The following is a 22,809-nucleotide window of genomic DNA, read 5'->3' as shown; positions in this document are numbered from 1 at the left end:
GGGGACCTAGACTCCCCGCTGGCCGGCCGGAGTGGTGGAACTGGCAGACACGCAGGTTTTAGGTACCTGTGCCCCAGGGCGTGCGGGTTCGAGTCCCGCCTCCGGCACCCTCAGGCGAGGAGCGCGGCGACCTGCGGCGCGATCTCCCGCATCGCCTTGCCGCGGTGCGAGATGGCGTCCTTCTCCTCGCGGCCCAGCTCCGCCGTCGTGAGCCCGGGACGGTCGTCGGCGACGAAGAGCACGTCGTACCCGAACCCGCCCTCGCCGCGCACCTCCCGCGCGACGCGGCCGTCCATGCGGCCCTCGACGACGAGCTCGCCGCCGGGGTGGACGAAGGCGACGGCGCAGGCGAAGTGCGCGGTACGGCGCTCGTCCGGCACGTCGGCGAGCTGGGCCAGCAGGAGCTCGTTGTTGCGCGCGTCGCTCTTGGGCGGGCCGGACCAGCGGGCCGACAGCACGCCGGGCATGCCGTTGAGCGCGTCGACGCAGATGCCGGAGTCGTCGGCCACGCTCGGCAGGCCGGTGGCGGCCAGGCCGGCGCGGGCCTTGAGCAGCGCGTTGCCGGTGAAGGTCGGCTGGTCCTCCACCGGCTCGTCGTAGGGCTCCACGTCGTCGAGGCCCAGCACGCGCACGCCGGGCAGGTGCGCGGCGAGGATGCGCTCCATCTCGGCGAGCTTGCCGCGGTTGCGGGAGGCGAGGAAGACGGCGGGGACGCTCACGACGACAGCGCCTCGGTCTGCAGGCGAGTCAGGTCGGTGCAGCCCTTCTCGGCGAGCCCCAGCAGCGCGTCGAGCTCGGAGCGCACGAACGGGGCGCCCTCGGCGGTGCCCTGCACCTCGACGAACGCGCCCGTGCCCGTCATGACCACGTTCATGTCGGTCTCGGCCCGCACGTCCTCGACGTAGGGCAGGTCGAGGCGCGGCACGCCGTCGATGATGCCGACCGACACGGCCGCGACCGAGCCCGTGAGGGGCTCGCCCTTCAGCGCGCCCGTGGAGCGGAGGTGCGCGACGGCGTCGGCGAGCGCGACGTACGCGCCCGTGATGGCCGCCGTGCGGGTGCCACCGTCGGCCTGCAGCACGTCGCAGTCGAGCTGGATCGTGTTCTCCCCCAGCGCCTCGTAGTCGACGACCGCGCGCAGCGAGCGGCCGATGAGGCGGGAGATCTCGTGCGTGCGCCCGCCGATGCGGCCCTTCACCGACTCGCGGTCCGAGCGGGTGTGGGTGGAGCCGGGGAGCATGGCGTACTCCGCCGTCACCCAGCCCAGCCCCGAGCCCTTGCGCCAGCGCGGCACGCCCTCCGACGCCGACGCGACGCAGAGCACCTTGGTGCGGCCGAACTCGACGAGCACCGAGCCCGCGGCGTGGTCGAGCCAGTTCCGGGTGATCCGCACCGGGCGCAGCTCGTCGTCGGCGCGCCCGTCGGGTCGCGGGGTCGGGGTCGCGGAGGCGGGGGTGGTCATGGCGACGAGCGTAGGCGGAGCGGGCGCCGACCGCCGACGCGGCCTCGCGCCGTACCCTGGTGCCCGTGCCCCGCCCGTCCGCCCCTGCCGAGCCGCGCCCGTCGCGGCGCCAGGTCGGGCTCACCGTGGCGGGCGTGGCGCTCGTCGCGGTCGTGCTGCTGCTCGACCTGAACGAGGGCTTCGCGGAGCGCCGGACGGTGGGCATCGTGCTCGCCATCGTCGGGGCCGGGCTCGTCGCCGGCGTCATCTACTCGTTCTGGGGCGCGGCTCCCGTGCGCACCATCCGGATGCACGCGGCCCTCCTGGCCGCGATGGTCGGCGGCGCGACGGTGACCGCCGCGGCCACCTCGGCCGCCGAGGACGACGCCACCACCGTGTTCGCCAACGAGGTGCTCGGCGCGATCGGCCTCGCCGGTCTCGCCGTCGCCGTCGCCGGGCTGCTCGCCCAGGCGCGGGCGGCCGGGGCGCCGCCGACGCCGGGCGCACCCGCACGAGGAAGAGGGACCACCCGATGATCGAGCTGCTCACCCCCCGCCAGGTCGACGAGATGCGCCCCGCGGGCCGGTTCGTCGCCGAGGTGCTGACCCGTCTCGTCGAGGCCGCCGACGTCGGCGTCAACCTGCTCGAGCTCGACGCCCTGGCCCACGACATGATCCGCGCGCGCGGCGCCGAGAGCTGCTACATCGACTACGCGCCCTCGTTCGGCCGCGGCCCGTTCGGCAAGGTGCTGTGCACCTCGGTGAACGACGCGGTGCTGCACGGCCTGCCGCACGACTACGCGCTGGCCGACGGCGACCTCGTCAGCTTCGACTTCGCCGTCTCCGTCGACGGCTGGGTGTGCGACTCCGCGGTCAGCACGATCGTGGGCACGCCGCGCGCGGAGGACCAGCGCCTCATCCGCACGACCGAGGACGCGCTCGCCGCCGCCATCGAGGTCGCGCGCCCCGGCAACCGGGTCGGGGACATCGGCCACGCGATCGGCGAGGTGGCCCGCGCGGCCGGCTACTCGGTGAACACCCAGTTCGGCGGCCACGGCGTCGGCCGCACCATGCACGGCGAGCCCCACGTGCCCAACGACGGACGCCCCGGCCGCGGCTTCAAGCTGCGCCCCGGGCTCGTCATCGCCATCGAGCCGTGGCTGCTCGAGACGACCGACGAGATCAAGATGGCCGACGACGGCTGGACGATCCTGTCCCAGGACGGCTCACGCGGGGCCCACAGCGAGCACACCATCGCCATCACCCACGGCGACCCCGTCGTGATGACCGCCCGCGACTGAGCGGCGCCGCACCACCGGGCGCAGCGTGCGGGCCTCCGCCCACGCGGCCCGCGCCGCCCACGGCCCCAGGTCGCGCGCCCGCCGACCGACCCACGGCGCCCCCTCGGTGACCATCCAGGCCAGGTCGGTGCGCCAGCTCGGCACGTAGGTGCCGTCCGGCTCCGCCGCGGGCGGTACGACGGACATCCCCGCCGCCGCGAGCTCCTCGGCGAACGCCCGGGCCAGGGCGCGGTGCCCGCGCTCGGAGGGGTGGAGCCGGTCCACCGACCAGCAGTCGCGGCGCCGCACGTCGGCGCAGGTCGCGAGGTCGACCCGCACCCCGCCGTACCGCGCGTGCACCTCGTCGTAGACGGCGTTGACGACCTCGATGCGGCGCAGCATCGGGCGGCGCAGCAGCTGGGGCAGGCCCAGCACCTCGCCGTGGTCGTGGAAGCGCACCGTCAGGAGCAGCGCGCCGTCGGCGGTCAGTCGCCCGGCCGCGCCCAGGAGGTCGGCGCGCAGCGCGTCGGGGTCCCACGACGAGCGCATCGTGTCGTTGAGGCCGACGACGAGGGAGACGAGGTCAGGGCGGTGGTCGACGGCGTCGTCGAGCTGGCGCTCCACCACGTCCCGGGCGGTCGCACCGGAGACGGCCAGGTTGCAGAACGACACGTCGTACGACGTCTCGAGCGCCCGCGCGAGCAGCACGGCCCAGCCGCGCCAGGTGCCGTCGCGCCCGGTGGCCCCGGCGCCGAGGCCCCCGGGGTTGCCGGGGACGGGATCACCCACGCCCACCGTCGTGCTGTCGCCGACGGCGGCGAATCGGAGGTAGCTGCGGACCCGGCTCGTCGCACCCTGGACGGTCACGGAAGACGAGCGTGGCGGCGCAGCGAGAACGCTGCGCCGCCACGCGGGTGACGGGTCGGGCAGGACTCGGTGAACACTCCCCCGCGGCCTCCACGAAGGCCCGCCCGACCGGTCAGGCCGAGGTCACTTGACCTCGGCGCGCAGCACCCGGGTGATGCCGAGCACCAGGGGCAGCACGAACCAGATCGCGCCCGAGACGAGCAGATGGCCCCACTCGACGCCGTCGAAGCCGTTGGCCAGCGGCGCCTGGGCGGACACGAAGTCGATCCACGGGACGATGTCGGCGAACCAGTCGAAGTAGAACCCGGCGAGGTTGAGCAGGCCCGGGATCACGGTGAAGTAGGCGAAGAACACGACGATCGCCGCAGGCGTGTTGAGCAGCAGCGTGCCGAGCGCGAAGCCCACGAGCAGGCCGAGGACCTGCGCGATGGTGAACGCCGCGATGCCCTCGAGGTTGGGGTCCCAGTCGACGTCGGCGCCGAGCATCGCGGCGAAGCCCGACATGACGGCGCCGATGGCGACCGCCACCACGATGGACAGCACTGCGGCGAGGACGGCGGCGACGAGCTTGGCGGCCACCACCCGCTCGCGGTGCGGCTCGAGGGTGAACGTCGTCATGTTGGTGCGCTGCGACCACTCGCTGGTGACGGCCAGGATGGCCAGCACCGGCAGGAGGATGCCGGTGACGCCGCCGGCCACGCTGGTGAAGTCGAAGAACGCCACCTGGTCGTTGCGCACGGCCCACGCGAAGACAGCGCTGCCCAGCAGGACCAGGGCCAGCATGATGATCAGCAGCCAGCGACCCGAACGGGTGTCGACCAGCTTGCGCAGCTCCACCGCGACCAGGCGGGTGAACGGGGTCCGCGGGGTGCTCGCGACGTCGAACGTCGCGGGGCTGTGGGTGGTGGTGCTCATGCCGGGACTCCTTCGGTCTTCGACTCGCGCTGCGTGTCGGCGGTCAGCTGGAGGAACAGGTCCTCGAGGCCGGCGCCGTCGGCCGCCCGCAGCTCGAGGAGGGCGACGCCGGTCTCCAGGGAGGTCTGGCCGACGACCTGCGGGTCGGCGTCGGCGATGATGCCGAGGCCCTTGGCGTCGGGGCGCACGGCGACGCCCTTGGCCTGCAGCGCCGGCGCGAGGCGGGCGTCGTCGACCGAGCGGGCGAAGGTGCCCGTCGAGGTCAGCAGCTCCGCCTTCGTGCCGGACGCGACGATCCGGCCGTGGCCGATGACGAGCATCGTGTCGGCGATCTGCTCCACCTCGTGGAGCAGGTGGCTGGACAGGAGCACGGCGCCGCCGCGCTCGGCGTACCCGCGGAGCAGGCCGCGCATCCACCGGATGCCGGCGGGGTCGAGGCCGTTGGCGGGCTCGTCGAGGATGAGCACCTGGGGGTCGCCGAGCAGGGCGTGCGCGATGCCGAGGCGCTGGCGCATGCCGAGGGAGTAGTTGCGGATCCGGCGCTTCGACTCGGCGTCGGTGAGGCTGACCAGCTCGAGCATCTCGTCGACGCGCGAGGCGGGCAGGCCCATCGTCTTGGCGCCGAGCGTGAGGACCTCGCGGCCCGTGCGGCCGGCGTGCTGGGCCGAGGCGTCGAGCAGGATCCCGACGTGGCGGCCGGGGTTGGGGATCTGGCGGTAGTCGTGCCCGCCGATCGTCGCGACGCCGCGGTCGGCGCGGGTGAGCCCGGCCAGGATGCGCATGGTGGTCGTCTTGCCGGCACCGTTCGGCCCGAGGAATCCCGTGACCTCACCGGGTCGCGCCACGAAGCTGACGTCGTTCACGGCGGTGAACCCGCCGTACGTCTTCGTGAGTCCTTCGACTGTGATCATGCGGCCACACTGACGCACCCCGCGCCCCCGCGGCATCGGTCGCGAGGCCACCGCCTGCCGACCAAAGTAGGGGTCGGCCCGGGACGCGGGGCAGGGGCGCCGAGGACCCGTCGCGCCCTAGCCTGGGCCGGTGCCGCCCTCCGACGACTTCCAGCCGCGACTCGGCGTGTGGGGGCACGCCTGGCGGACGCTGGTGGTGCTGCTGATCAGCGTCCTGGTGTCCTTCGAGACCTACCCGGTGCTGTGGCAGCACCACCGCTGGTGGATCGCGGCCGACGTCGCGCTCGGGGTCGTCGCGCTGGTGGCGGTGCACTGGCGACGCCGGTGGCCGCTGGGCGTCGCGCTCGGCACCATCGCGCTCGCGACCATCTCGACGGCCGCGGCGGGTCCGTCCCTGCTGGCGCTGGTCTCGCTGGCGACGCGGCGCGTCTACTGGCAGGTCGCCCTCGGGGGCGTGGCGAGCGTGGCGTCGGCCGAGGTGTTCTACCGGGTCGTGCCGAGCACGAACCAGGACCCCGCCTGGGTGACCTTCACCGCGAACGTCGCGGTGGTGCTGGCCCTCCTGGCCTGGGGCCTGTTCATCGGCTCGCGCCGCGAGCTGCTGTGGACGCTGCGGCAGCGCGCCGAGCGGGCCGAGAGCGAGCAGGAGCTGCGCACCGGCAAGGCCCGTGCCGAGGAGCGGGCGCGGATCGCCCGCGAGATGCACGACGTGCTCGCCCACCGCATCAGCCAGGTGTCGATGCACGCCGGCGCGCTGTCGTTCCGCACCGACCTCGACGCCGACGCGCTGCGCACCGGGATCGGGGAGGTGCAGGTGCAGGCCAACCTGGCGCTCGACGACCTCCGCGGCGTGCTGGGCGTGCTGCGCGACCCCGTCACCGGGGAGGTGACGCACCGCCCGCAGCCGACGTACGACGACCTCGGCCCCCTCGTCGCGGCCTCGGTCGCCGCGGGGGCCCGGGTCGAGCTGGTCGACGAGCTGCCCTCCGCACCGCCGGTCGCGATCGGCCGCACGCTCTACCGTCTCGTGCAGGAGGGGATCACGAACGCCCACAAGCACGCCCCGGGCGCCCTGCTCACCGTCGAGATCACCGGCACGCCCGACGACGGGGTCGAGGTGCGGCTGCGCAACCCCTTCGGCTTCGGCAGCCCGGCCACCCCCGGTGCCGGTCTCGGCCTTGTCGGGCTCTCCGAGCGCGTGGAGCTCGCCGGCGGGCACCTGGTGCACGGCCGGGAGGGGGGCGCCTTCCTCGTCCACGCATGGCTACCGTGGTCCCCGTGACCTCACCCGTTCGTGTGCTCGTCGTCGACGACGACCCGCTCGTCCGATCCGCCCTCGGGCTCATGCTCGGCGGCCAGCCCGACGTCGAGGTGGTCGGCGAGGCCCGTGACGGGCGCGAGGGCACCGCGATGGCGGCGTCGCTGCGGCCCGACGTGATCCTCATGGACATCCGGATGCCCGAGGTCGACGGTCTCGAGGCGACCACCGCCATCCACTCCCGGCCGGACCCGCCCCGCGTCATCGTGCTGACCACCTTCGACGCCGACGACTACGTGCTCGGCGCGCTCGCCGCGGGCGCGGACGGCTTCCTGCTCAAGGACACTCCCCCGGCCCACATCCTGGCCGCGATCCGCCGCGTCGCCGAGGGCGAGCCGATGCTGTCCCCGTCCGTCACCCAGACCCTCATCCGTCGCGTGCGCCAGCACACCGACCCCAAGGCCGCCGACGCCGAGCGCCGCCTCGCCACCCTCACCGACCGCGAGCGCGAGGTCGCCGTGGCGGTCGGCCGCGGCCTGTCGAACGCCGACATCGCCGCCGAGCTGTACCTGTCGGTGCCGACCGTGAAGGCCCACGTCTCCCGCCTCTTCGACAAGCTCGGCGCCACCAACCGCGTCCAGATCGCCATCTGCGTCCACGACGCCGGCCTGGTCTGAGGCCGGCACGGATCGCGGCGATCGCGCTCCGACACGCCGCAGGGAGGGCCCTCGGGCGGCTGATCGCCGCGATCCGTGCCGCGGCCACCTCGACCACCGGCGGCGTCTCGGCGGGGGGCGGGCGGGTACTGGCGCCGGGTGAGCACCGCCGCCTTCGACGTCCTCCCCGAGGAGCACCTGCACGCCGCCGTCGACCTGCTCGTGCGTCTGGTCGAGGCCGCCGGAGCCGCCGTCATCTTCATCGGGGCCGTGATCGCCGTGATCCAGTTCCTGCGGGTGCTGCCCCGGCGCGACCCGCGCGAGTTCACGCGCGTGCGCCTGACCCTCGGCCGGTTCCTCGCGCTCGGGCTCGAGTTCCAGCTCGCCTCCGACGTGCTGCGCACCGCCATCGCCCCGTCGTTCGAGGTGCTCGGGCAACTGGCCGCCGTCGCCGCCATCCGGACCGCGCTCAACTTCTTCCTGGCCCGCGAGATCCGCGAGGAGCAGGAGCAGGTCGAGGCCCCGCCCCCGTGACCACCGTGCTGCTGACGGCCGCGGCCCTCACGGCGCTCGCCGCCGTCGCGGGCGGGGTGCTCGCCGCGGTGGCGACACGACGGGTCGGCGACGCCGTGGCGCTGCTGGTCGACCTGCTCGTCGCCGCCGCGCTGCTGCGCCTGACCGCGCAGCAGGACTGGCCGACCATCGGGGTGACGGGCGTGCTCGTGGCGCTGCGGTACGGCGTGGGGCGCCGGCTGGCGGGGCGTGGTTTCGAGGGGCGCTAGCGCGCCCACCTCAACCACCGGCGCGAGGCGCTAGCGCGCCCACCTCCACCACCGGCGCGAGGCGCTAGCGCGGAACGTCAGACGTCGTACGTGGCGCCGGCTACGGCGACGGAGGTCGGGCCGTCGTACCGCGCGACGGCCTCGGTGCGGGCGTCGTCCGGGTCGAACCACGCCGGGATGTGCGTCAGCACGAGCCGGCCCACGCCGCCGCGGGTGGCGAGGTCGCCCGCGTCGGTGCCGGTCAGGTGCACGCCGGGCGGGTTCTCGTCGCACTCGCGGAACGCGGCCTCGGCGAGCAGCAGGTCGACGCCGGCGGCCGCGCGGTCGAGGCCGAGGCAGGGGGCGGTGTCGCCGGAGTACGTCAGCGTCCGGCCGTCGGCGCTCACGCGCAGCGCGTAGGCCGCCACCGGGTGGAACACCTCGAACGGCTGGACGCTGAACGGGCCGATCTCGATCGCGCGCTGCTCCACGGCGTACTCGGAGAAGTCGAACTCCTCGTGCATGCCCGGGTCGAGGGGCAGGTCGTACGCCGTCGCCATCCGGTCCGCGGTGCCCTCCGGGCCCCACACGGGGATGCGCGGCTGGTGGCCGGCGGGGTGGTACTTGCGCAGCACGTAGTAGCCGCACAGGTCGAGGCAGTGGTCGGGGTGCAGGTGGCTCACGAAGACCGCGTCGATGCTCAGCGGGTCCGCGTGGTTGTGCAGCGCGCCGAGCGCACCGTTGCCGAGGTCGAGCAGGATCCGCCAGGTGCGCGTGCCGCCGTCGCCGTCCGGGCCGTCGGCCTCGAGCAGGTAGCAGCTCGCGGGCGACCGAGGCCCCGGGTAGGAGCCGGCGCAGCCGACGACCGTGAGCCTCATGCCGGACCTCCCGCGAACTGGCTCGCGAACGCGAGCTCGGGGCCGAGGAAGCGCCGGCCGATGCGCTGGAACTCGCCGGGCTCGCCCGTGGTGACGAACTCGTACGTCGCCTCGCCCGCGGCCCGCATGAGACCGCCCGTGGCGAGCATCTGGTAGACCGCCTTGGCGCTCTCCTCCGCACTGCTCACCAGCGTCACGCCGTCGCCCATGACGTAGGAGATGACGCCGGTCAGCAGCGGGTAGTGCGTGCAGCCGAGCACGAGGGTGTCGACGTCGGCGGCGATGAGGGGGTCGAGGTAGGAGTGCGCGGCCTCGAGCAGCTCGGGCCCCGAGGTCACGCCCTGCTCGACGAAGTCGACGAACCGCGGGCAGGCCTGCGTGACGAGCTCGACCTGGGGGGCGGCGGCGAAGGCGTCGTCGTAGGCCATCGACGTGGCGGTCGCCTGGGTGCAGATCACGCCGATCCGCCCCGAGCGGGTGGCCGCGACGGCGCGGCGGGTGGCCGGGTAGATGACCTCGACGACGGGCACGTCGTACCGCTCCCGGGCGTCGCGCAGCATCGCCGCGCTCGCGGAGTTGCAGGCGATGACGATCGCCTTGACCCCGCGGGCGACGAGGTGGTCGAGGCACTCCAGCGCGTACTCGCGGACCTCGCCGATCGGCTTGGGGCCGTAGGGCTGGCGGGCGGTGTCACCGAGGTAGACGATCGACTCGTGGGGCAGCTGGTCGATGACCGAGCGCGCGACGGTCAGGCCGCCGAACCCGGAGTCGAAGATGCCGATCGGTGCGTCGGCGAGGTCGTCCACCACAACGGGCCAATCTAGAGGTTACGAGCACGTGAAGCGACGCAGCGGCGGTGTCGTCACTCTCACGGCCGTGAGACGCGTCGCGCGCGTCCACCGGCGTCGCCCGGGCTCAGCGCTCGCCGGGCAGCGGCCAGGGGTTGAAGCGGCAGCCGTTCAGCCCCTTCGACTGCTGCATCATCACCGGCGCGCGGTTGCCCGGCGCGGAGCACCCGACGTGCCCGCGGCCCAGGAAGTGCCCGACCTCGTGGTTGACGACCATGTGGCGGTAGTCGCGCAGCGTGCCCCGGGCGGCGTTCCACGACGGCGACGCCTGCATCCAGCGCGTGTAGTTGATGATCACGTTGCGCCCGACGCGGCAGCTCCACTGCGTGCTGCACTCGCTGGAGTAGCGCGGCAGGCGGTCGGCGGTGGCGAGCACGAGGGTGAAGCTCGAGGGCGCCCCGCTGGCGGTGCGCTGGAAGTGGGTGCCGCCGGCCCGCCAGCCGCGGGGGTCGGCGAGCGTCTCGCCGGACTGCACGCCGAACTCCTCGACCCGGAACCCGGGGATGCTGCCGTCGACGCGCACGTCGTACGTCACCGTCCGGCGGCGCGGGGTGGCGTCGCCGACGACGGGCGTGGGCTGCGAGAGGTGGCGCGAGCTGGCGTAGCCCGCGCGGCCGACCGTCACGACGTACCGGATGCGGTGCCCCACGTCCTCGTGGGTGACGCGGTACGTCGAGCCCGTCGCGCCCGGGATCGGGGTGTAGTCGCGGTGCCACTGCACCTGCCCGGTCGTCGCGCGCGGCGTGCGCCAGGCGACGACGGCGGTGAGGGTGCCCTCGTAGCGGGCGGTCCCGCGGATCGTGTCCGGCCCCTGCGGGGTCAGCGTGGCCGCCGCGGCGGACGCCTGCACCCCCGGTACCGCGGACGGCAGCGTCGGGGTGCCGCTCGCCCCCGCCGGCGGCGCGACGGCCAGGCCGACCCCGGCCACGGCCGTCACCAACCAGGCGCCGAGACGCCCTCCGCGCACTCGCGGTCCCCCGTTCACGCCCACAGCTGCCCCTCCAGACGGTCCTCTGCCTCGTCGACGGTGCCCTCGTAGGCGCCGGTCGACAGGTACTTCCACCCACCGTCGCACACGACGAAGGCGATGTCAGCACGTTCCCCGGCCTTCACGGCCTTGGCCGCCTGGCCGAGCGCGGCGTGCAGGATCGCGCCCGTCGAGACGCCGGCGAAGATGCCCTCGAGCTCGAGCAGCTCCCGCACCCGGCGCACCGCGTCGCGGGGGCCGACCGAGAAGCGGGCGTCGATCAGGTCGGCGTCGTACAGCTCGGGCACGAAGCCCTCGTCGAGGTTGCGCAGCCCGTAGACGAGCTCGCCGTAGCGCGGCTCGGCCGCCACGATCCGCACCTCGGGCTTGGCCCGGCGGAAGAAGCGGGAGACGCCCATGAGGGTGCCGGTCGTGCCGAGCCCGGCGACGAAGTGGGTGATCTCGGGGAGGTCGGCCAGGATCTCCGGGCCGGTGCCCTCCTCGTGCGCGAGCGCGTTGGCGGGGTTGCCGTACTGGTAGAGCATCACCCAGTCCGGGTGCTCCTCGGCCATGCCCTTCGCGACGCGCACCGCCTCGTTCGAGCCGCCGGCCGCGGGCGAGGAGTAGATCTCCGCGCCCCACATGCGCAGCAGCTGGCGCCGCTCCTGCGAGGTGTTCTCCGGCATGACGCACACGAGCCGGTAGCCCTTGAGCTTCGCGGCCATGGCCAGCGAGATGCCGGTGTTGCCCGACGTGGGCTCGAGGATCGTGCAGCCGGGGCGCAGCAGGCCGTCGGCCTCCGCCTGCTCGATCATCCGCAGCGCGGGGCGGTCCTTGATCGAGCCGGTCGGGTTGCGGTCCTCCAGCTTCGCCCAGATGCGCACGTCGGGGCTCGGCGAGAGGCGCGGCAGACCCACGAGCGGGGTGTTGCCGACGGAGGCGACCAGGTCGTCGTAGCGCATGGTCGCCATCCTCCCATCACCGCAGGAACTGCTCCGGGTCGAACTCCTCCAGCGGGATGATCCGCACCCGCGGGAGCGGCACGTTGAAGGCGCGCACGTCGTCCTCGAGGTCGTGGATCCGCACGCCCATGTTGGTGAAGCCGGCGTTCGCGTACTCCCGCAGCGCCAGCAGCCCCACGCGGCGGTCGGGGTGGTCGACGAGCGGGCGGAGGTCGTCGAGGAAGTCGCCGTCGTGGCTGACGAGCAGCACGTCGGCGTCGTGGGACAGCACCGCCTGCAGCGTCCGCTGGATACCGAGGTCGACGACCTTCTGGTCGCCGCGGCCGGCCAGCGGTACGGGGCGGTAGCCGAGCGCCAGCAGCGCCTGCACGAACGCGCTCGGCAGCGAGCCGCCGCTCGCGTTGAGGAAGAACAGACCGGTGACCGGCTGGTCCCACAGCTGCTCGGCGTACGCCGTCACGCGCTCCCAGCGGGGCCGCTCCTCGGGCGTCGGGCGACGACCCAGGAGCGAGTTGCCCAGCGTGGCGTCGATGTTCTCGCCGTCGACGAGGACGAACGTGCGCCGCTGCGGCGCCACCAGCTCGGTCATGGGCGGCACTCTACGCACCGGGCAGGGACGCAGCCCGCCATCCTCCGATCGGCTGATGCCGACCGGAGCCCGTCCGCCGATGTGCCACGGCGGCCGGGCCACGAGGGTGGTGGGCATGATCGAGGTGCAGGACCTGCGCAAGCAGTACGGCGGGAGGCTCGCCGTCGCCGACGTGTCGTTCCGGGTCGCCGAGGGCGAGATCTTCGGCGTGCTGGGCCCCAACGGGGCGGGCAAGACCACCACCGTCGAGTGCATCGCGGGCCTCCGTGTCGGGGACGCCGGGTCGGTGCGCGTGGCCGGGCTCGACCCCTGGACGGACCGGGCCGGGGTGACGCGGGTGCTGGGCGTGCAGCTGCAGGAGAGCCGGCTGCAGCCCAAGCTGCGCGTGGCTGAGGCCGTGGAGCTGTACGCGTCGTTCTACGCCGACCCGGCCGACGGCCACGAGCTGCTGACGCGGCTCGGCCTCGCCGACCACCTCGACCAGGCGTACGGGAGGCTCAGCGGCGGCCAGCAGCAGCGGCTGGCCGTCGCGCTCGCGCTCGTCGGCCGGCCCCGCGTGGTGATCCTCGACGAGCTGACCACCGGCCTCGACCCGCGCGCCCGGCGCGAGGTCTGGGACCTGGTGCGCGAGGTCCGCTCCTCCGGCGTCACCGTCCTGCTGGTCACCCACTCCATGGAGGAGGCCGAGCACCTCTGCGACCGCATCGCCATCATCGACGGCGGTCACGTCGTCGCGCTGGACACGCCCGCCGGGCTCGCCGGCCGGCCCGACGGTGGCAGGGCGGCGGCCGGCAGGGCGGACCGCGGTAGCGCGGACGGCGCCGAGGTCACCGCCGCTGCGGCCACCGCCGTCGTCATGAGCTTCGTGCCCGACGGGACGCTCGCGACCGACGCGCTGCGCACCCTGCCCGGCGCCACGGGGGTGCGCCGGGAGGACGACCGGGTCGTGCTCACGGGGGACGACGCCACGGTGCTCGCCGCGCTCGACCACCTGCGCGCGGCCGGTGTGCGCCCCGGCCACCTGCGCGTGGCCGAGCCCGGGACGCGGCGCCGCAGCCTGGACGAGGCCTACCTGAGCCTCACCGGCGGACGCGCCACCGCGACCGCCGCGACGGACGCGTCGAGAGGCAGGACCCGATGAGCACCGCTCCCACCGCCCGCAGCGACGGCGGCGCAGCGCCGCGGAGCCGCCGACGCGGGGTCACGGCGACCGAGCTGCGACTGTTCGTCCGCGACCCCGGGACCACCTTCTGGATCCTGGGGTTCCCGACCGCGCTGCTGTGCATCCTGGGCGCCATCCCCAGCTTCCGCGAGCCGAACGCCGACCAGGGCGGCCAGAGCGTCGTGGACCTCTACGTGCCCGTCGTGGTGCTGCTGACGGTGATCGTGGCGTCGGTGCAGTCGATGCCCGCCACGCTCAGCACCTACCGCGAGCAGGGCATCCTCCGGCGGCTGCGGGCCACGCCCGTCAGCCCGGCCGCGCTGCTCCGCGCGCAGGTGGTGCTGCACCTCTCCGCTGTCGCGGTCGGAGCGGCGACGGCCGTGGCGGTCGCGCGCCTCGTCCTCGACGTGCCGCTGCCGCAGCACCTCGCCGGCTGGCTCCTCGCGCTCGTCCTGGCCGCCGCCGCCGCGTTCGCCCTCGGCGCCCTCGTCTCCGCCGTGGCCCCGACCGCCCGGGTCAGCCAGACGATCGGCACCCTCGTCTTCTTCCCGCTCATGTTCACCGCGGGCGTCTGGCTGCCGGTGCAGACGATGCCCGGCCTGCTGCAGGACGTCGTGCTGCTGACCCCGCTGGGCGCCGCGGCGCGGGGGCTCAACGACGCGGCGACCGGCAGCTGGCCGCAGCTGGTCGACCTGGCGGTGACGGGCGGCTGGGCCGTCGTGCTCACCGCGCTCGCCGTGCGGTGCTTCCGGTGGGAGTGACGGGTCGCCCCACTCCCCCGGCGGGGCGCCGCGTGGGAGGCTGCGGCTCGTGAGCACGACCCTCGTCACGCTGGCACCGGGCTGGGACCGCTGGTTCCGCGTGCTGCCGATGGCGCTGCTCGCCGGCGGCCTCGGGATCGGCTTCGCCACCCAGGGCTTCATCGGGGGCGGGGCGCCGGCGTACGCGGGCCTGGCCGGGCTGGGCGCCGTGAGCGCCGTCTGGATCTGGTGGTGGACCCTCAGCCCGGCCCACCGCGACGACGCGCCCTCCGACGGCGCCGTCTACTGGTGGGGACGCACCGCGCTCGCCTTCGCCCTCACGTGGGTCAACCCCTTCCTCGCCTTCTTCGCGTTCGCGGGCTACACGGACGCGTACGACGTGTTCCGCGGCCGCCGCGCCCTCGTCGCCGTGGGCGCCACCGCGGTCACGATGGCCGGGTCCCAGGCGGGTGGCCTGCCGCTGTCGACGTCCGCCGAGTGGGGGGTCTTCGTCGTGCTCGTGCTGGTGAACGCCGCCATCGCGACCGTCTTCTCCCACTTCCACACCTCCGTCACGCGGATCAGCGACCAGCGGGGAGAGCAGGTCACCGAGCTCGCCCGGCTGAACGCGGAGCTCTCCGCGGCGCTGCGGCGCAACGTCGAGCTCTCCGAGCAGGTGGCCGCGGTGGCCCGGGAGTCGGGGGTGCAGGCGGAGCGGCAGCGCCTGGCCCGCGAGATCCACGACACCGTCGCCCAGGGCCTCGCCGGGGTGGTCACCCAGCTGCAGGCGGCCGAGGACGACCCCGACCCGACGTCGGCAGCCCGTCACCGCGCCCGCGCCGAGCAGCTGGCCCGGGAGTCCCTCGCGGAGGCGCGGCGCTCGGTGCAGGCGCTCGCACCGGCGACCCTCGAGGACAGCACGCTGCCCGCGGCGCTCGACGGGCTGGTGAGCCGGTGGTCGGCGACGCACGACGTCGCGGCCGGCCTCGTCATCTCGGGCGAGCCCCGCGCGCTGCACCCGGAGGTCGAGGCCACCGTGGTCCGGGTCGCCCAGGAGGCGCTCGCCAACGTCGGCCGGCACGCCCGGGCCGGTCGGGTCGGCGTGACCCTGACCTACACCGACACCGAGGTCATCGTCGACGTCCGCGACGACGGCGTCGGCTTCGTGGTCGACGCCGAGCGGCCGCCCACGTCCTTCGGGCTGCGCGGCATGCGCCAGCGCGCCGAGCGGGTGGCGGGCCGGCTCGACGTGGAGTCGGAGCCCGGCGGCGGCACGGCGGTCTCCGCCCAGCTGCCGGCCGTGTGGGCCGGGGTGGTCGCCGAGCCCGCGCCCCGCCGTACCGGTGTGGAGCCCGCGGCGGCAGCCCGGTGATCTCGATCATCGTGGTCGACGACCACCCGGTGGTGCGGGACGGCATCCGCAGCATGCTCGCCGGGGTCGCGGACTTCGAGGTCGTCGCCGAGGCCGGCGATGGCGTGGCCGCGGTCGACCTCGCGGCCGCGCACGACCCCGACGTGGTGGTCATCGACCTGCGGATGCCCGGGGGCGGGGGCGTCGACGCGATCCGGGCGATGCGCCGGCGCGGGCTGCGCGCCCGGGTGCTGGTGCTGACGACCTACGACACCGACTCCGACACGGTCGCGGCGATCGAGGCGGGCGCGACGGGCTACCTCCTCAAGGACGCGCCGAGCAGCCAGCTGTTCGACGCCGTGCGCGCCACGGCGGCGGGCGAGTCCGTGTTGTCCCCGGCGGTCGCGGCCCGGCTGCTCTCCCACGTCCGCTCCCCGCAGCGCACCGCCCAGCTCAGCGCCCGCGAGCGCGAGGTGCTGGTCCTGGTCGCCCGCGGCACGTCGAACAAGCTCATCGCCCGCGAGCTGTTCGTGTCCGAGGCGACCGTCAAGACGCACCTGTCCCACGTCTACGAGAAGCTCGGCGTCACCGACCGCGCGGCCGCGGTGGCGACGGCGTACGACCTCGGCATCCTCGGCTAGCCGGGCAGCGACGAGGGGGCCGTCGGACCACGTGGTCCGACGGCCCCCTCGGGCGGTGCGTGGTGTCGCGGCGGGTCAGCAGCCCCCGGCGACGGCCGGCAGGACGACGACCTGGTCGCCGTCGGACAGACCGGCCTCGAGGCCGCCGATGAAGCGCACGTCCTCGTCGTTGATGTAGACGTTGACGAAGCGACGCAGGTCGGCGTCGTCGCCGTCACCGTCGACGAGGCGACCCCGGATGCCGGGGTGGTTCGCCTCGAGGTCGTCGATGAGCGCGGCGAGGGTGTCGCCGTTGGCGGACACGGCCTTCTCACCGTTGGTGTAGGTCCGCAGGATCGTCGGGATCCGCACCTCGATGGCCATCAGGACTCACTTCCACTGTCGGGGACTGTCGGGGCTGGTAGCTGCTCGACGACGTCGACCTCTTCCTCGGTCACCTCGCCGTCGACGATTCTGTAGGACCTGAACTCCACAGGTCCCTCGTTGTTCCCGTGCTCTCGCGTGCTGACGAGCACGTAGTGCGCGCCGGGCTCGCTGGCGAGCCCGATGTCGGTGCGGCTGGGGTACGCCTCCGTCGCCGTGTGCGAGTGGTAGACGACCACCGGCTCCTCGTCGCGGTCGTCCATCTCGCGGTAGAGCGCGAGCAGGTCGAGCGAGTCGAACTCGTAGAACGTCGGGCTCCCCGCCGCGTTCACCATCTCCACCAGGCGCTCCGGGCGGTCGGACCCGACGGGTCCGGCGACGACGCCGCACGCCTCGTCGGGGTGGTCCCGCTTGGCGTGGGCGACGATGGCGTCGCGCGTCGCGCGGTCGATCCTCAGCACGCGGCCCAGGGTACGGCGCCCCGCACCGCCCGCCCGCCGCCGCCACCATGCGGACCGGCCGGCCGCCCGAACGGCAGGATGGGGCCGTGAGCACCCTGACCGGCCTCGGCGCGTTCCCCCTCTCCCCCGTGCACGACGACGCCCTCGACCTGGCCGCGTTCCGCCGGCTGGTCGAGCGGGCGGCGGCGGCCGGCGCCGACTCGGTCGCCGCGCTGGGCTCCACCGGCTCCTACGCCTACCTCGACCGCGACGAGCGTCGCCGGGTGGCCCGCGCCGCCGTCGAGGCCGCCGGGGACACGCCGGTCGTCGTCGGCGTCGGCGCCCTGCGCACCTCGTGGGCGCGGTCACTCGCCGACGACGCGCAGGAGGCGGGGGCGAGCGCCGTCCTCCTCGCCCCGGTCTCCTACCAGCCGCTGACCGACGACGACGTGCTCGGCCTCTTCGAGGACGTCACCGCCGGTCTGTCGGTGCCGCTGGTGGTCTACGACAACCCCACGACGACGCGCTTCACGTTCGGCGACGACCTGCTCGCCGCGGTCGCCGCCCTGCCGCAGGTCGGCTCGGTCAAGATCCCCGGTGTGCCGACCGACCCGGCGCAGGCCCGGGCCCGCGTCGACGCGCTGCGCGCCCTGCTGCCCGCCCACGTGAGCATCGGCGTCTCGGGCGACGCGCTCGGCGTGGCCGGCCTGCTGGCCGGCTGCGACGCCTGGTACTCCGTCGTCGGCGGGCTGCTGCCGGAGCTCGCGGTCGGGCTGACCCGCGCGGCCCGGGCCGGCGACGCGACCACGGCCGAGGCCGGCGCCGCCCGCCTCGCACCGTTGTGGGCGCTGTTCGCGGCGCACGGGAGCCTGCGGGTCACCGCCGCGATGGCCGAGCACCTCGGGCTCGTCACCGCGCCCTCGCTGCCGCGGCCGCTGCGGGGCCTCGGCGACGCCGACCGGGCCCGGGTCGCCCGGGTCACCGACGAGCTCGGGCTCGCCGACTGACCGGCTGACCGGCTGACCGGCCCCGGGCCGGCGGCGCTCAGCCGATCGCGGCGTTGATCTCGTCGGCGATCCGCTGCACCGACGTGCGGTTCTTCCGGCCGCCGAGGAGAGCCTCGGGCCGGGCGCCACGGCGGCCCCGGGTCGCGACGATGCGAGGAGGCCGCTCCGACCACCCGTGCGGGGCGCGGAAGGTGCGGACGGACTCGTTCGCGGGGTACTGAGCGAGACCACGGTCGCGGGCTGGTCAGGTGCGTCACCACCACTGGAACCGCCGCCGGCGGTGTGCCACCGTGGGCGACGAGCCCGCGCCAGGTCGGGCTCCCGGACGAGGGGCGCCGTACCCGGTCGACGACAAGACGGCCCGTGGAGGCCTGTCGTGTCCTGGTTCCTGCTCGTCCTGTCCGGTGTCCTCGAGGCCGTGTGGGCGACCGCCCTCGGTCGCTCGGAGGGCTTCTCCCGCCTCGTGCCCACCGTCGTGTTCGGCGGCGCGCTCGTCGCCTCGATGGCCGGGCTCGCCCTCGCGATGCGCGACCTGCCGGTGGGCACGGCGTACGCCGTGTGGGTGGGCATCGGCGCCACCCTCACCGTCGTCTGGGCGATGGCCACGGGGACCGAGCCGTTCTCGCCGGCGAAGGCGTTGTTCCTCGTGATGATCGTCGGCGGCGTGGTGGGGCTGAAGCTGGCCCACTGAGGGCTCTACGGGACCGGAGCCGCCCACACCTCGGCGGTGCTGCGCACCGACCCGGACTCGTACGGCGAGGTCCGCCCGGTCGGCTCGAACCCCAGGCGCCGCCAGAACGGGCCGGCCGCGGCCGCGTTCGTGGCGACCACGGCGAGCTGGATCCTCGAGACCTCCGGCCACCCGCGGACCCGCGCCGCCACGGCGTCGAAGGCGCGCCGCCCGAGGCCACTGCCGTGGAGCCCGCCGTCGGTGACCAGCAGCCCGACGTGGGCGCTCTCCGGTGACGGCCAGCCCCGCAGCAGGTCCGCGAACCCGAGGAGCCGGCGCGGGTCGTCGTCGGCCCACAGGCCGACGGCGTGCTTCCGGTCGGCCGGCAGCCCGGGCGGGGCCGCGGTGAGCACGGCGTCCGCGTCGTCCTCCCCCGGTGGGCGGCCGGAGACGCGCTGCGAGAAGTCCGGCACGGAGGCGAGGAGCCGCGCCAGGGCAGCGACGTCGCGGGGGTCCGACCGGTCGAGGTCGCGCACGAGGGGCATCAGCGCACGAAGCGGGCGGCGACCTCGTCGGCCAGAGCCGCGTCGATCCGGCCCCGCATCTCCGCGCTCAGCGGCGGGAGGGCGTCGAGGGTGAACCAACCGACGTCGCTCGACTCGTCGTCGGCGACGTGCGCCTCCCCCTCGAGCCACGTGCACGCGAACGTCAGGTCGAGGTAGCGCGTGCGGTCCCCGTTCGGGTAGGTGACGAGGTCGGTCGTCGCGACGGACGCGAGCCGGTCGACGCGGATGGTCACGCCGGCCTCTTCGAGCGCCTCGCGCCGGGCGGCCACGGCCGGCTCCTCACCGGGGTCGATGATGCCCGTCACCGGGGTCCAGTCGCCGTTGTCGGCGCGCCGCACGAGCAGCAGCTCGACCGCACCCGGCGGCCCGTCCGGGGCCGGGCGGGTGACGACGGCGGTGGCGGCGGGGAGCCAGAGCTCGTCGGTGCCGACCTTGCGGCGCAGCGCGACGATGAAGTCCGGGATGGGCACGGGGCGATCCTCGCAGACGGGCGCGGTCGAGGCCCCCGGGCGATGGTTGTCCCTGCAACCCGCCACTTCCGGTGGGAAGTTTCGCACCGGAAGTGGCGGGTTCCCCGGTGCACCGGGGAACCCGCCACCCCCCGACGACTCAGCCGCAGGCGAAGGAAGCGGTCACGGCGAGCGTCTCGTCGGGGACCTCCATCTGGATCAGCTCCGCCTCGACCTCCGCGCCCGTGCCGTCGGCCTGGGCGACGAGGCCCGGCTCGCCAGGTGTGGAGACGAAGGAGCCGGCGCCGGTGTCGACGATGACGCCGGCGTCGAAGCCTTCGCCGGCGGCGTACACGGTCACGACGTACCCGTCCGGCGACGTGGTCTGGTAGGTGGCGGTGGGGCCGTAGTCGCCCTGCGCGGAGACCGCGCCCTCGCCCTCCCAGGTGGCGCTGACGGCGCCCTCGAGGGTGACGGTCGCGGGGCAGGCGGCGCCCTCGACGCCGGGCAGGGGCTCGCCGGTGGAGACCGACTCGGGCGGCACGACGACGGGCGGCTCGCTGCTCGTGGGCTCCGCCGACGCCGACCCCGACGCGTCGGCCGAGGCCGTGGTGGAGCTGGACGACCCGCCGTCGGCGTCGTCGTCGCTGCCGCCCCCGCAGGCGGCGAGGGGCGCGAGGGCCAGGGCGAGCACCGTCACCGAGATCGAACGCTGAGCACGCATGCCCTCCATTCGAGCACGCGGGTCCGAACGTGTCGAACGAACCGCGGTCAGCGGCTGAGCGCCCCGACCAGGGTCTCCTGGAGGTAGCCGACCCACTCGAAGATGTCGTGCGCCTGGGCCCGCGGGTCGTCGTCGGGCAGCGCCATCCAGCGCGCCTCGTCGCCGTCCTCGATGCCGAGGCGGGTGGCCAGCGCGAGGCGGATGTCGGTGAAGGAGCGCATCCACGTCTCTGCGACGGGCTCCTCGAGCTCGACGTCGATCATCAGGCCGTCCTCGGTGAGCTCGTCGGGCAGGCCCGCCTCCTCGAGGTCCTCGATGATCCGGCAGGCGGCGGCCGTCTTGCCGTCGCGCAGCGCACCCTCGGTGTAGCGGCGGAACTCGCCCGCCGCCTCCTCGTCGCCGGGGTACGCCGTGGGGAACAGCCGGGCGAGCACCGGGTCCTCCGGGGCCACCGTGGGGCCGGAGAAGTCGAGCATCGCCTCGAGGGGGTCGAGGTCGTCGCGCGGCTCGGCGGCCTCGTTGCGCAGCAGCTCGACGAGCTGGCCGGCCAGCGAGCGGAGCAGGTCCGCCTCGAACCCGGTGAAGTTGGCGATGATCCGGCGGCTGCGGCGGTGGCGGGTGAAGCCGCTCACTCCGCGCGCTCCATCGTGGCCCACAGCCCGTACTCGTGGAGGGCCTGCACGTCGCGCTCCATCTCCTCGCGCGACCCGGTGGACACGACGCTCTTGCCGTCGTTGTGCACCTCGAGCATCAGCTGCTCCGAGTGCGACTTCGAGTAGCCGAAGTACTTCTGGAAGACGTACGTCACGTAGCTCATCAGGTTGACCGGGTCGTCCCAGACGATCGTGACCCAGGGGGTCGCCGGGAAGGACGACTCCTCGGGGATGAGCGTCGGCTCGACCTCGACGGGGCTGGCAGCAGACACGTCCCCATCGTGGCACAGACCCGGCGAGGCCCGGAGCGGCCGTGTGCGCCGTACCCCTTGCCCCCGTGGCCGACCCGGTTTATATTGTCAGCATGACTATTACTCAGTCGGGCTCGACGGCGCTCCTCACGGACCACTACGAGCTGACGATGCTGCAGGCGGCACTGGCGTCCGGCACCGCCCAGCGGCGCTCGGTCTTCGAGCTCTTCGGGCGCAAGCTGCCCGAGGGCCGGCGCTACGGCGTCGTCGCCGGCGTGGACCGTGCGCTCGACGCGATCGAGCGCTTCCGCTTCGACGACGCCACCCTCGGCTTCCTGTCCGACGCGCGCGTCGTGGACGACACGACGCTGGCCTGGCTCGCCGACTACCGCTTCTCGGGCGACGTGCGGGGCTACGGCGAGGGCGAGGTCTACTTCCCCGGCTCCCCGCTGGTGGTCGTCGAGTCGACGTTCGCCGAGGCCGTGCTGCTGGAGACGGTGCTCCTGTCGATCTACAACCACGACTCGGCCATCGCGAGCGCCGCGTCGCGCATGACGTTCGCCGCCGACGGGCGCCCGTGCATCGACATGGGCTCGCGCCGCACCCACGAGGAGGCCGCGGTGGCCGCGGCGCGGGCGGCGTACGTCGCGGGATTCGACGCCACGAGCAACCTCGCGGCCCGCGCCCGGTACGGCGTGCCCTCGACCGGCACCAGCGCGCACGCCTTCACCCTGCTGCACGACACGGAGGAGGACGCGTTCCGGGCGCAGGTGACGAGCCTCGGCGTCGGCACCTCCCTGCTCGTCGACACCTACGACGTCGCCGAGGCCGTGCGCCTCGCCGTCGAGGTGGCCGGCCCCGAGCTGGGCGCGGTGCGCCTCGACTCGGGCGACCTCGGCCTGCTCGCGCAGGACGTGCGCCGCCAGCTCGACTCCCTCGGCGCCACCGGCACGCGGATCATCGTCACCAGCGACCTCGACGAGTACGCGATCGCGGCGCTCGCCGCCGCCCCCGTCGACGGGTACGGCGTGGGCACCCGCCTCGTCACCGGCTCGGGCCACCCCACGAGCGCCTTCGTCTACAAGCTCGTCGCCCGCGAGGACGCCGACGGCCGGATGCGGCCCGTCGCCAAGCGGAGCACGAACAAGGCGTCGGTCGGCGGGGACAAGCAGCCGGCGCGCCGGCTCGCGGAGGGCACCGCGGTCGCCGAGGTCATCGGCGTCGACCGCACGCCCACCCCCGAGCCCGGCACCGCCGACCGCCCGCTGCACCGCACGCTCGTCCACGCCGGCGAGGTCGTGGGGCGCGAGACCCTCGACGACGCCCGCGCCCGGCACCAGGCGGCGCGCGCCGAGCTGCCGATGGCCGCACGGTCGATGGCCCGCGGCGAGCCGGTCGTGCCGACCGTCTACGAGAACTGACCCACCCACCCGGCACCACGCACCTGAGAGGCTGATCCC

Annotated in this window: 30 protein-coding genes, 1 tRNA gene and 1 riboswitch; of the genes, 14 read left to right on the top strand and 17 right to left on the bottom strand. The window is 74.6% G+C overall.

Annotated elements, in window-relative coordinates; all coding sequences use genetic code 11:
- Positions 1-25: 25 nt before the first annotated feature.
- Positions 26-107, top strand: a tRNA-Leu gene (locus tag ACOACO_RS17200).
- A 3-nt stretch (positions 108-110) separates the two neighbouring features.
- Here the strand turns inward: ACOACO_RS17200 and ACOACO_RS17195 are convergent.
- The gene (locus tag ACOACO_RS17195; RefSeq protein WP_420297783.1) at positions 111-665 is read right to left on the bottom strand and encodes a non-canonical purine NTP pyrophosphatase; all 555 of its coding nucleotides are present in this window, start codon (positions 663-665) and stop codon (positions 111-113) included.
- Between the two features lie 50 nt (positions 666-715).
- Complete coding sequence (gene rph, locus ACOACO_RS17190; protein ID WP_420297513.1) at positions 716-1,462, bottom strand: ribonuclease PH; 747 nt, start codon at positions 1,460-1,462, stop codon at positions 716-718.
- Positions 1,463-1,527: 65 nt separating this feature from the next.
- On the opposite strand from rph, the gene ACOACO_RS17185 reads away from it, so the two are divergent.
- Both ACOACO_RS17185 and map read left to right on the top strand, forming a co-directional pair.
- Positions 1,528-1,977, top strand: a complete 450-nt coding sequence (locus ACOACO_RS17185) for a hypothetical protein (RefSeq protein ID WP_420297512.1) — start codon at positions 1,528-1,530, stop codon at positions 1,975-1,977.
- Positions 1,974-2,741, top strand: coding sequence for a type I methionyl aminopeptidase (gene map / locus ACOACO_RS17180; protein WP_420297511.1), 768 nt, complete (start codon positions 1,974-1,976; stop codon positions 2,739-2,741). The genes ACOACO_RS17185 and map overlap by 4 nt, the downstream gene beginning before the upstream one ends.
- On the opposite strand, the gene ACOACO_RS17175 is transcribed toward map, so the two are convergent.
- The 3 genes from ACOACO_RS17175 to ACOACO_RS17165 all read right to left on the bottom strand — a co-directional run bounded on the left by ACOACO_RS17175 (position 2,667) and on the right by ACOACO_RS17165 (position 5,413).
- Entirely contained in the window at positions 2,667-3,587 is a 921-nt protein-coding gene (locus tag ACOACO_RS17175; RefSeq protein ID WP_420297510.1) for an SGNH/GDSL hydrolase family protein, read from the bottom strand. The two genes, map and ACOACO_RS17175, sit on opposite strands and share 75 nt — an antisense overlap.
- 123 nt (positions 3,588-3,710) lie before the next feature.
- Positions 3,711-4,502 (bottom strand): ABC transporter permease, encoded by a 792-nt coding sequence (locus ACOACO_RS17170; RefSeq protein WP_420297509.1) that lies wholly within the window; start codon positions 4,500-4,502, stop codon positions 3,711-3,713.
- Positions 4,499-5,413, bottom strand: a complete 915-nt coding sequence (locus ACOACO_RS17165; RefSeq protein ID WP_420297508.1) for an ABC transporter ATP-binding protein — start codon at positions 5,411-5,413, stop codon at positions 4,499-4,501. Before ACOACO_RS17165 ends, ACOACO_RS17170 begins: the two co-directional genes overlap by 4 nt.
- A 130-nt stretch (positions 5,414-5,543) precedes the next feature.
- On the opposite strand from ACOACO_RS17165, the gene ACOACO_RS17160 reads away from it, so the two are divergent.
- The 4 genes from ACOACO_RS17160 to ACOACO_RS17145 all read left to right on the top strand — a co-directional run bounded on the left by ACOACO_RS17160 (position 5,544) and on the right by ACOACO_RS17145 (position 8,109).
- Complete coding sequence (locus tag ACOACO_RS17160) at positions 5,544-6,695, top strand: sensor histidine kinase (RefSeq protein WP_420297507.1); 1,152 nt, start codon at positions 5,544-5,546, stop codon at positions 6,693-6,695.
- Entirely contained in the window at positions 6,674-7,348 is a 675-nt protein-coding gene (locus ACOACO_RS17155) for a response regulator (protein WP_420297506.1), read from the top strand. Before ACOACO_RS17160 ends, ACOACO_RS17155 begins: the two co-directional genes overlap by 22 nt.
- 138 nt (positions 7,349-7,486) lie before the next feature.
- On the top strand, positions 7,487-7,861 hold the full coding sequence (locus tag ACOACO_RS17150; protein ID WP_420297505.1) for a DUF1622 domain-containing protein: 375 nt from the start codon (positions 7,487-7,489) through the stop codon (positions 7,859-7,861).
- Positions 7,858-8,109, top strand: coding sequence for a hypothetical protein (locus tag ACOACO_RS17145; RefSeq protein ID WP_420297504.1), 252 nt, complete (start codon positions 7,858-7,860; stop codon positions 8,107-8,109). The genes ACOACO_RS17150 and ACOACO_RS17145 overlap by 4 nt, the downstream gene beginning before the upstream one ends.
- Before the next feature lie 77 nt (positions 8,110-8,186).
- Here ACOACO_RS17145 and ACOACO_RS17140 read toward each other — a convergent pair whose 3' ends face one another.
- From ACOACO_RS17140 to ACOACO_RS17120, 5 genes are all read right to left on the bottom strand, one after another.
- On the bottom strand, positions 8,187-8,966 hold the full coding sequence (locus tag ACOACO_RS17140; RefSeq protein ID WP_420297503.1) for an MBL fold metallo-hydrolase: 780 nt from the start codon (positions 8,964-8,966) through the stop codon (positions 8,187-8,189).
- Positions 8,963-9,775 (bottom strand): glutamate racemase, encoded by an 813-nt coding sequence (gene murI / locus ACOACO_RS17135; protein ID WP_420297502.1) that lies wholly within the window; start codon positions 9,773-9,775, stop codon positions 8,963-8,965. The genes ACOACO_RS17140 and murI overlap by 4 nt, the downstream gene beginning before the upstream one ends.
- Positions 9,776-9,881: 106 nt before the next feature.
- Positions 9,882-10,742 carry a DUF3152 domain-containing protein gene (locus ACOACO_RS17130; protein ID WP_420297501.1) on the bottom strand — a complete coding sequence of 287 codons (861 nt, stop codon included), beginning with the start codon at positions 10,740-10,742 and terminating at the stop codon, positions 9,882-9,884.
- Between the two features lie 53 nt (positions 10,743-10,795).
- Positions 10,796-11,743: a PLP-dependent cysteine synthase family protein gene (locus ACOACO_RS17125; RefSeq protein WP_420297500.1), complete on the bottom strand. Its 948-nt coding sequence runs from the start codon at positions 11,741-11,743 to the stop codon at positions 10,796-10,798.
- 16 nt (positions 11,744-11,759) lie between these two features.
- Positions 11,760-12,332, bottom strand: coding sequence for a nuclease (locus tag ACOACO_RS17120; protein ID WP_420297499.1), 573 nt, complete (start codon positions 12,330-12,332; stop codon positions 11,760-11,762).
- Between the two features lie 115 nt (positions 12,333-12,447).
- Between ACOACO_RS17120 and ACOACO_RS17115 the strand changes: the two genes are divergently transcribed.
- From ACOACO_RS17115 to ACOACO_RS17100, 4 genes are read left to right on the top strand one after another with little or no spacing between them, the layout of a single operon-like run.
- The gene (locus ACOACO_RS17115; RefSeq protein ID WP_420297498.1) at positions 12,448-13,473 is read left to right on the top strand and encodes an ABC transporter ATP-binding protein; all 1,026 of its coding nucleotides are present in this window, start codon (positions 12,448-12,450) and stop codon (positions 13,471-13,473) included.
- Positions 13,470-14,255 carry an ABC transporter permease gene (locus ACOACO_RS17110; protein WP_420297497.1) on the top strand — a complete coding sequence of 262 codons (786 nt, stop codon included), beginning with the start codon at positions 13,470-13,472 and terminating at the stop codon, positions 14,253-14,255. The genes ACOACO_RS17115 and ACOACO_RS17110 overlap by 4 nt, the downstream gene beginning before the upstream one ends.
- A 49-nt stretch (positions 14,256-14,304) precedes the next feature.
- On the top strand, positions 14,305-15,606 hold the full coding sequence (locus ACOACO_RS17105) for a sensor histidine kinase (protein ID WP_420297496.1): 1,302 nt from the start codon (positions 14,305-14,307) through the stop codon (positions 15,604-15,606).
- Entirely contained in the window at positions 15,603-16,226 is a 624-nt protein-coding gene (locus ACOACO_RS17100; RefSeq protein ID WP_420297495.1) for a response regulator, read from the top strand. Before ACOACO_RS17105 ends, ACOACO_RS17100 begins: the two co-directional genes overlap by 4 nt.
- Before the next feature lie 75 nt (positions 16,227-16,301).
- Here ACOACO_RS17100 and ACOACO_RS17095 read toward each other — a convergent pair whose 3' ends face one another.
- Both ACOACO_RS17095 and ACOACO_RS17090 read right to left on the bottom strand, forming a co-directional pair.
- The gene (locus ACOACO_RS17095; protein WP_277500587.1) at positions 16,302-16,589 is read right to left on the bottom strand and encodes a MoaD/ThiS family protein; all 288 of its coding nucleotides are present in this window, start codon (positions 16,587-16,589) and stop codon (positions 16,302-16,304) included.
- The gene (locus ACOACO_RS17090; protein WP_420297494.1) at positions 16,589-17,050 is read right to left on the bottom strand and encodes a Mov34/MPN/PAD-1 family protein; all 462 of its coding nucleotides are present in this window, start codon (positions 17,048-17,050) and stop codon (positions 16,589-16,591) included. Before ACOACO_RS17090 ends, ACOACO_RS17095 begins: the two co-directional genes overlap by 1 nt.
- Before the next feature lie 86 nt (positions 17,051-17,136).
- On the opposite strand from ACOACO_RS17090, the gene ACOACO_RS17085 reads away from it, so the two are divergent.
- Both ACOACO_RS17085 and ACOACO_RS17080 read left to right on the top strand, forming a co-directional pair.
- On the top strand, positions 17,137-18,036 hold the full coding sequence (locus tag ACOACO_RS17085) for a dihydrodipicolinate synthase family protein (protein ID WP_420297493.1): 900 nt from the start codon (positions 17,137-17,139) through the stop codon (positions 18,034-18,036).
- 296 nt (positions 18,037-18,332) lie between these two features.
- A riboswitch (guanidine-III (ykkC-III) riboswitch) is annotated at positions 18,333-18,402 on the top strand.
- A gap of 10 nt (positions 18,403-18,412) precedes the next feature.
- Positions 18,413-18,727 carry a DMT family transporter gene (locus ACOACO_RS17080; protein ID WP_420297492.1) on the top strand — a complete coding sequence of 105 codons (315 nt, stop codon included), beginning with the start codon at positions 18,413-18,415 and terminating at the stop codon, positions 18,725-18,727.
- A gap of 5 nt (positions 18,728-18,732) precedes the next feature.
- On the opposite strand, the gene ACOACO_RS17075 is transcribed toward ACOACO_RS17080, so the two are convergent.
- From ACOACO_RS17075 to clpS, 5 genes are all read right to left on the bottom strand, one after another.
- Entirely contained in the window at positions 18,733-19,251 is a 519-nt protein-coding gene (locus ACOACO_RS17075) for a GNAT family N-acetyltransferase (protein ID WP_420297491.1), read from the bottom strand.
- Complete coding sequence (locus ACOACO_RS17070; protein WP_420297490.1) at positions 19,251-19,742, bottom strand: NUDIX hydrolase; 492 nt, start codon at positions 19,740-19,742, stop codon at positions 19,251-19,253. Before ACOACO_RS17070 ends, ACOACO_RS17075 begins: the two co-directional genes overlap by 1 nt.
- A gap of 139 nt (positions 19,743-19,881) precedes the next feature.
- A complete protein-coding gene (locus ACOACO_RS17065; RefSeq protein WP_420297489.1) occupies positions 19,882-20,445 on the bottom strand; it encodes a hypothetical protein in 564 nt (187 codons plus the stop codon).
- Between the two features lie 47 nt (positions 20,446-20,492).
- The gene (locus ACOACO_RS17060) at positions 20,493-21,077 is read right to left on the bottom strand and encodes a DUF2017 domain-containing protein (protein ID WP_420297488.1); all 585 of its coding nucleotides are present in this window, start codon (positions 21,075-21,077) and stop codon (positions 20,493-20,495) included.
- Positions 21,074-21,370, bottom strand: coding sequence for an ATP-dependent Clp protease adapter ClpS (clpS, locus tag ACOACO_RS17055; protein ID WP_420297487.1), 297 nt, complete (start codon positions 21,368-21,370; stop codon positions 21,074-21,076). The genes ACOACO_RS17060 and clpS overlap by 4 nt, the downstream gene beginning before the upstream one ends.
- Before the next feature lie 92 nt (positions 21,371-21,462).
- On the opposite strand from clpS, the gene ACOACO_RS17050 reads away from it, so the two are divergent.
- Entirely contained in the window at positions 21,463-22,770 is a 1,308-nt protein-coding gene (locus ACOACO_RS17050) for a nicotinate phosphoribosyltransferase (RefSeq protein ID WP_420297782.1), read from the top strand.
- Positions 22,771-22,809 lie beyond the last annotated feature (39 nt).

It is taken from the genome of Nocardioides sp. CPCC 205120, from assembly GCF_048654585.1.
In the GTDB taxonomy this organism is placed as follows: Bacteria; Actinomycetota; Actinomycetes; order Propionibacteriales; family Nocardioidaceae; genus Nocardioides.
Note: the sequence above shows the minus strand (reverse complement) of the source record. Positions and strands in the feature narration are given on the sequence as shown.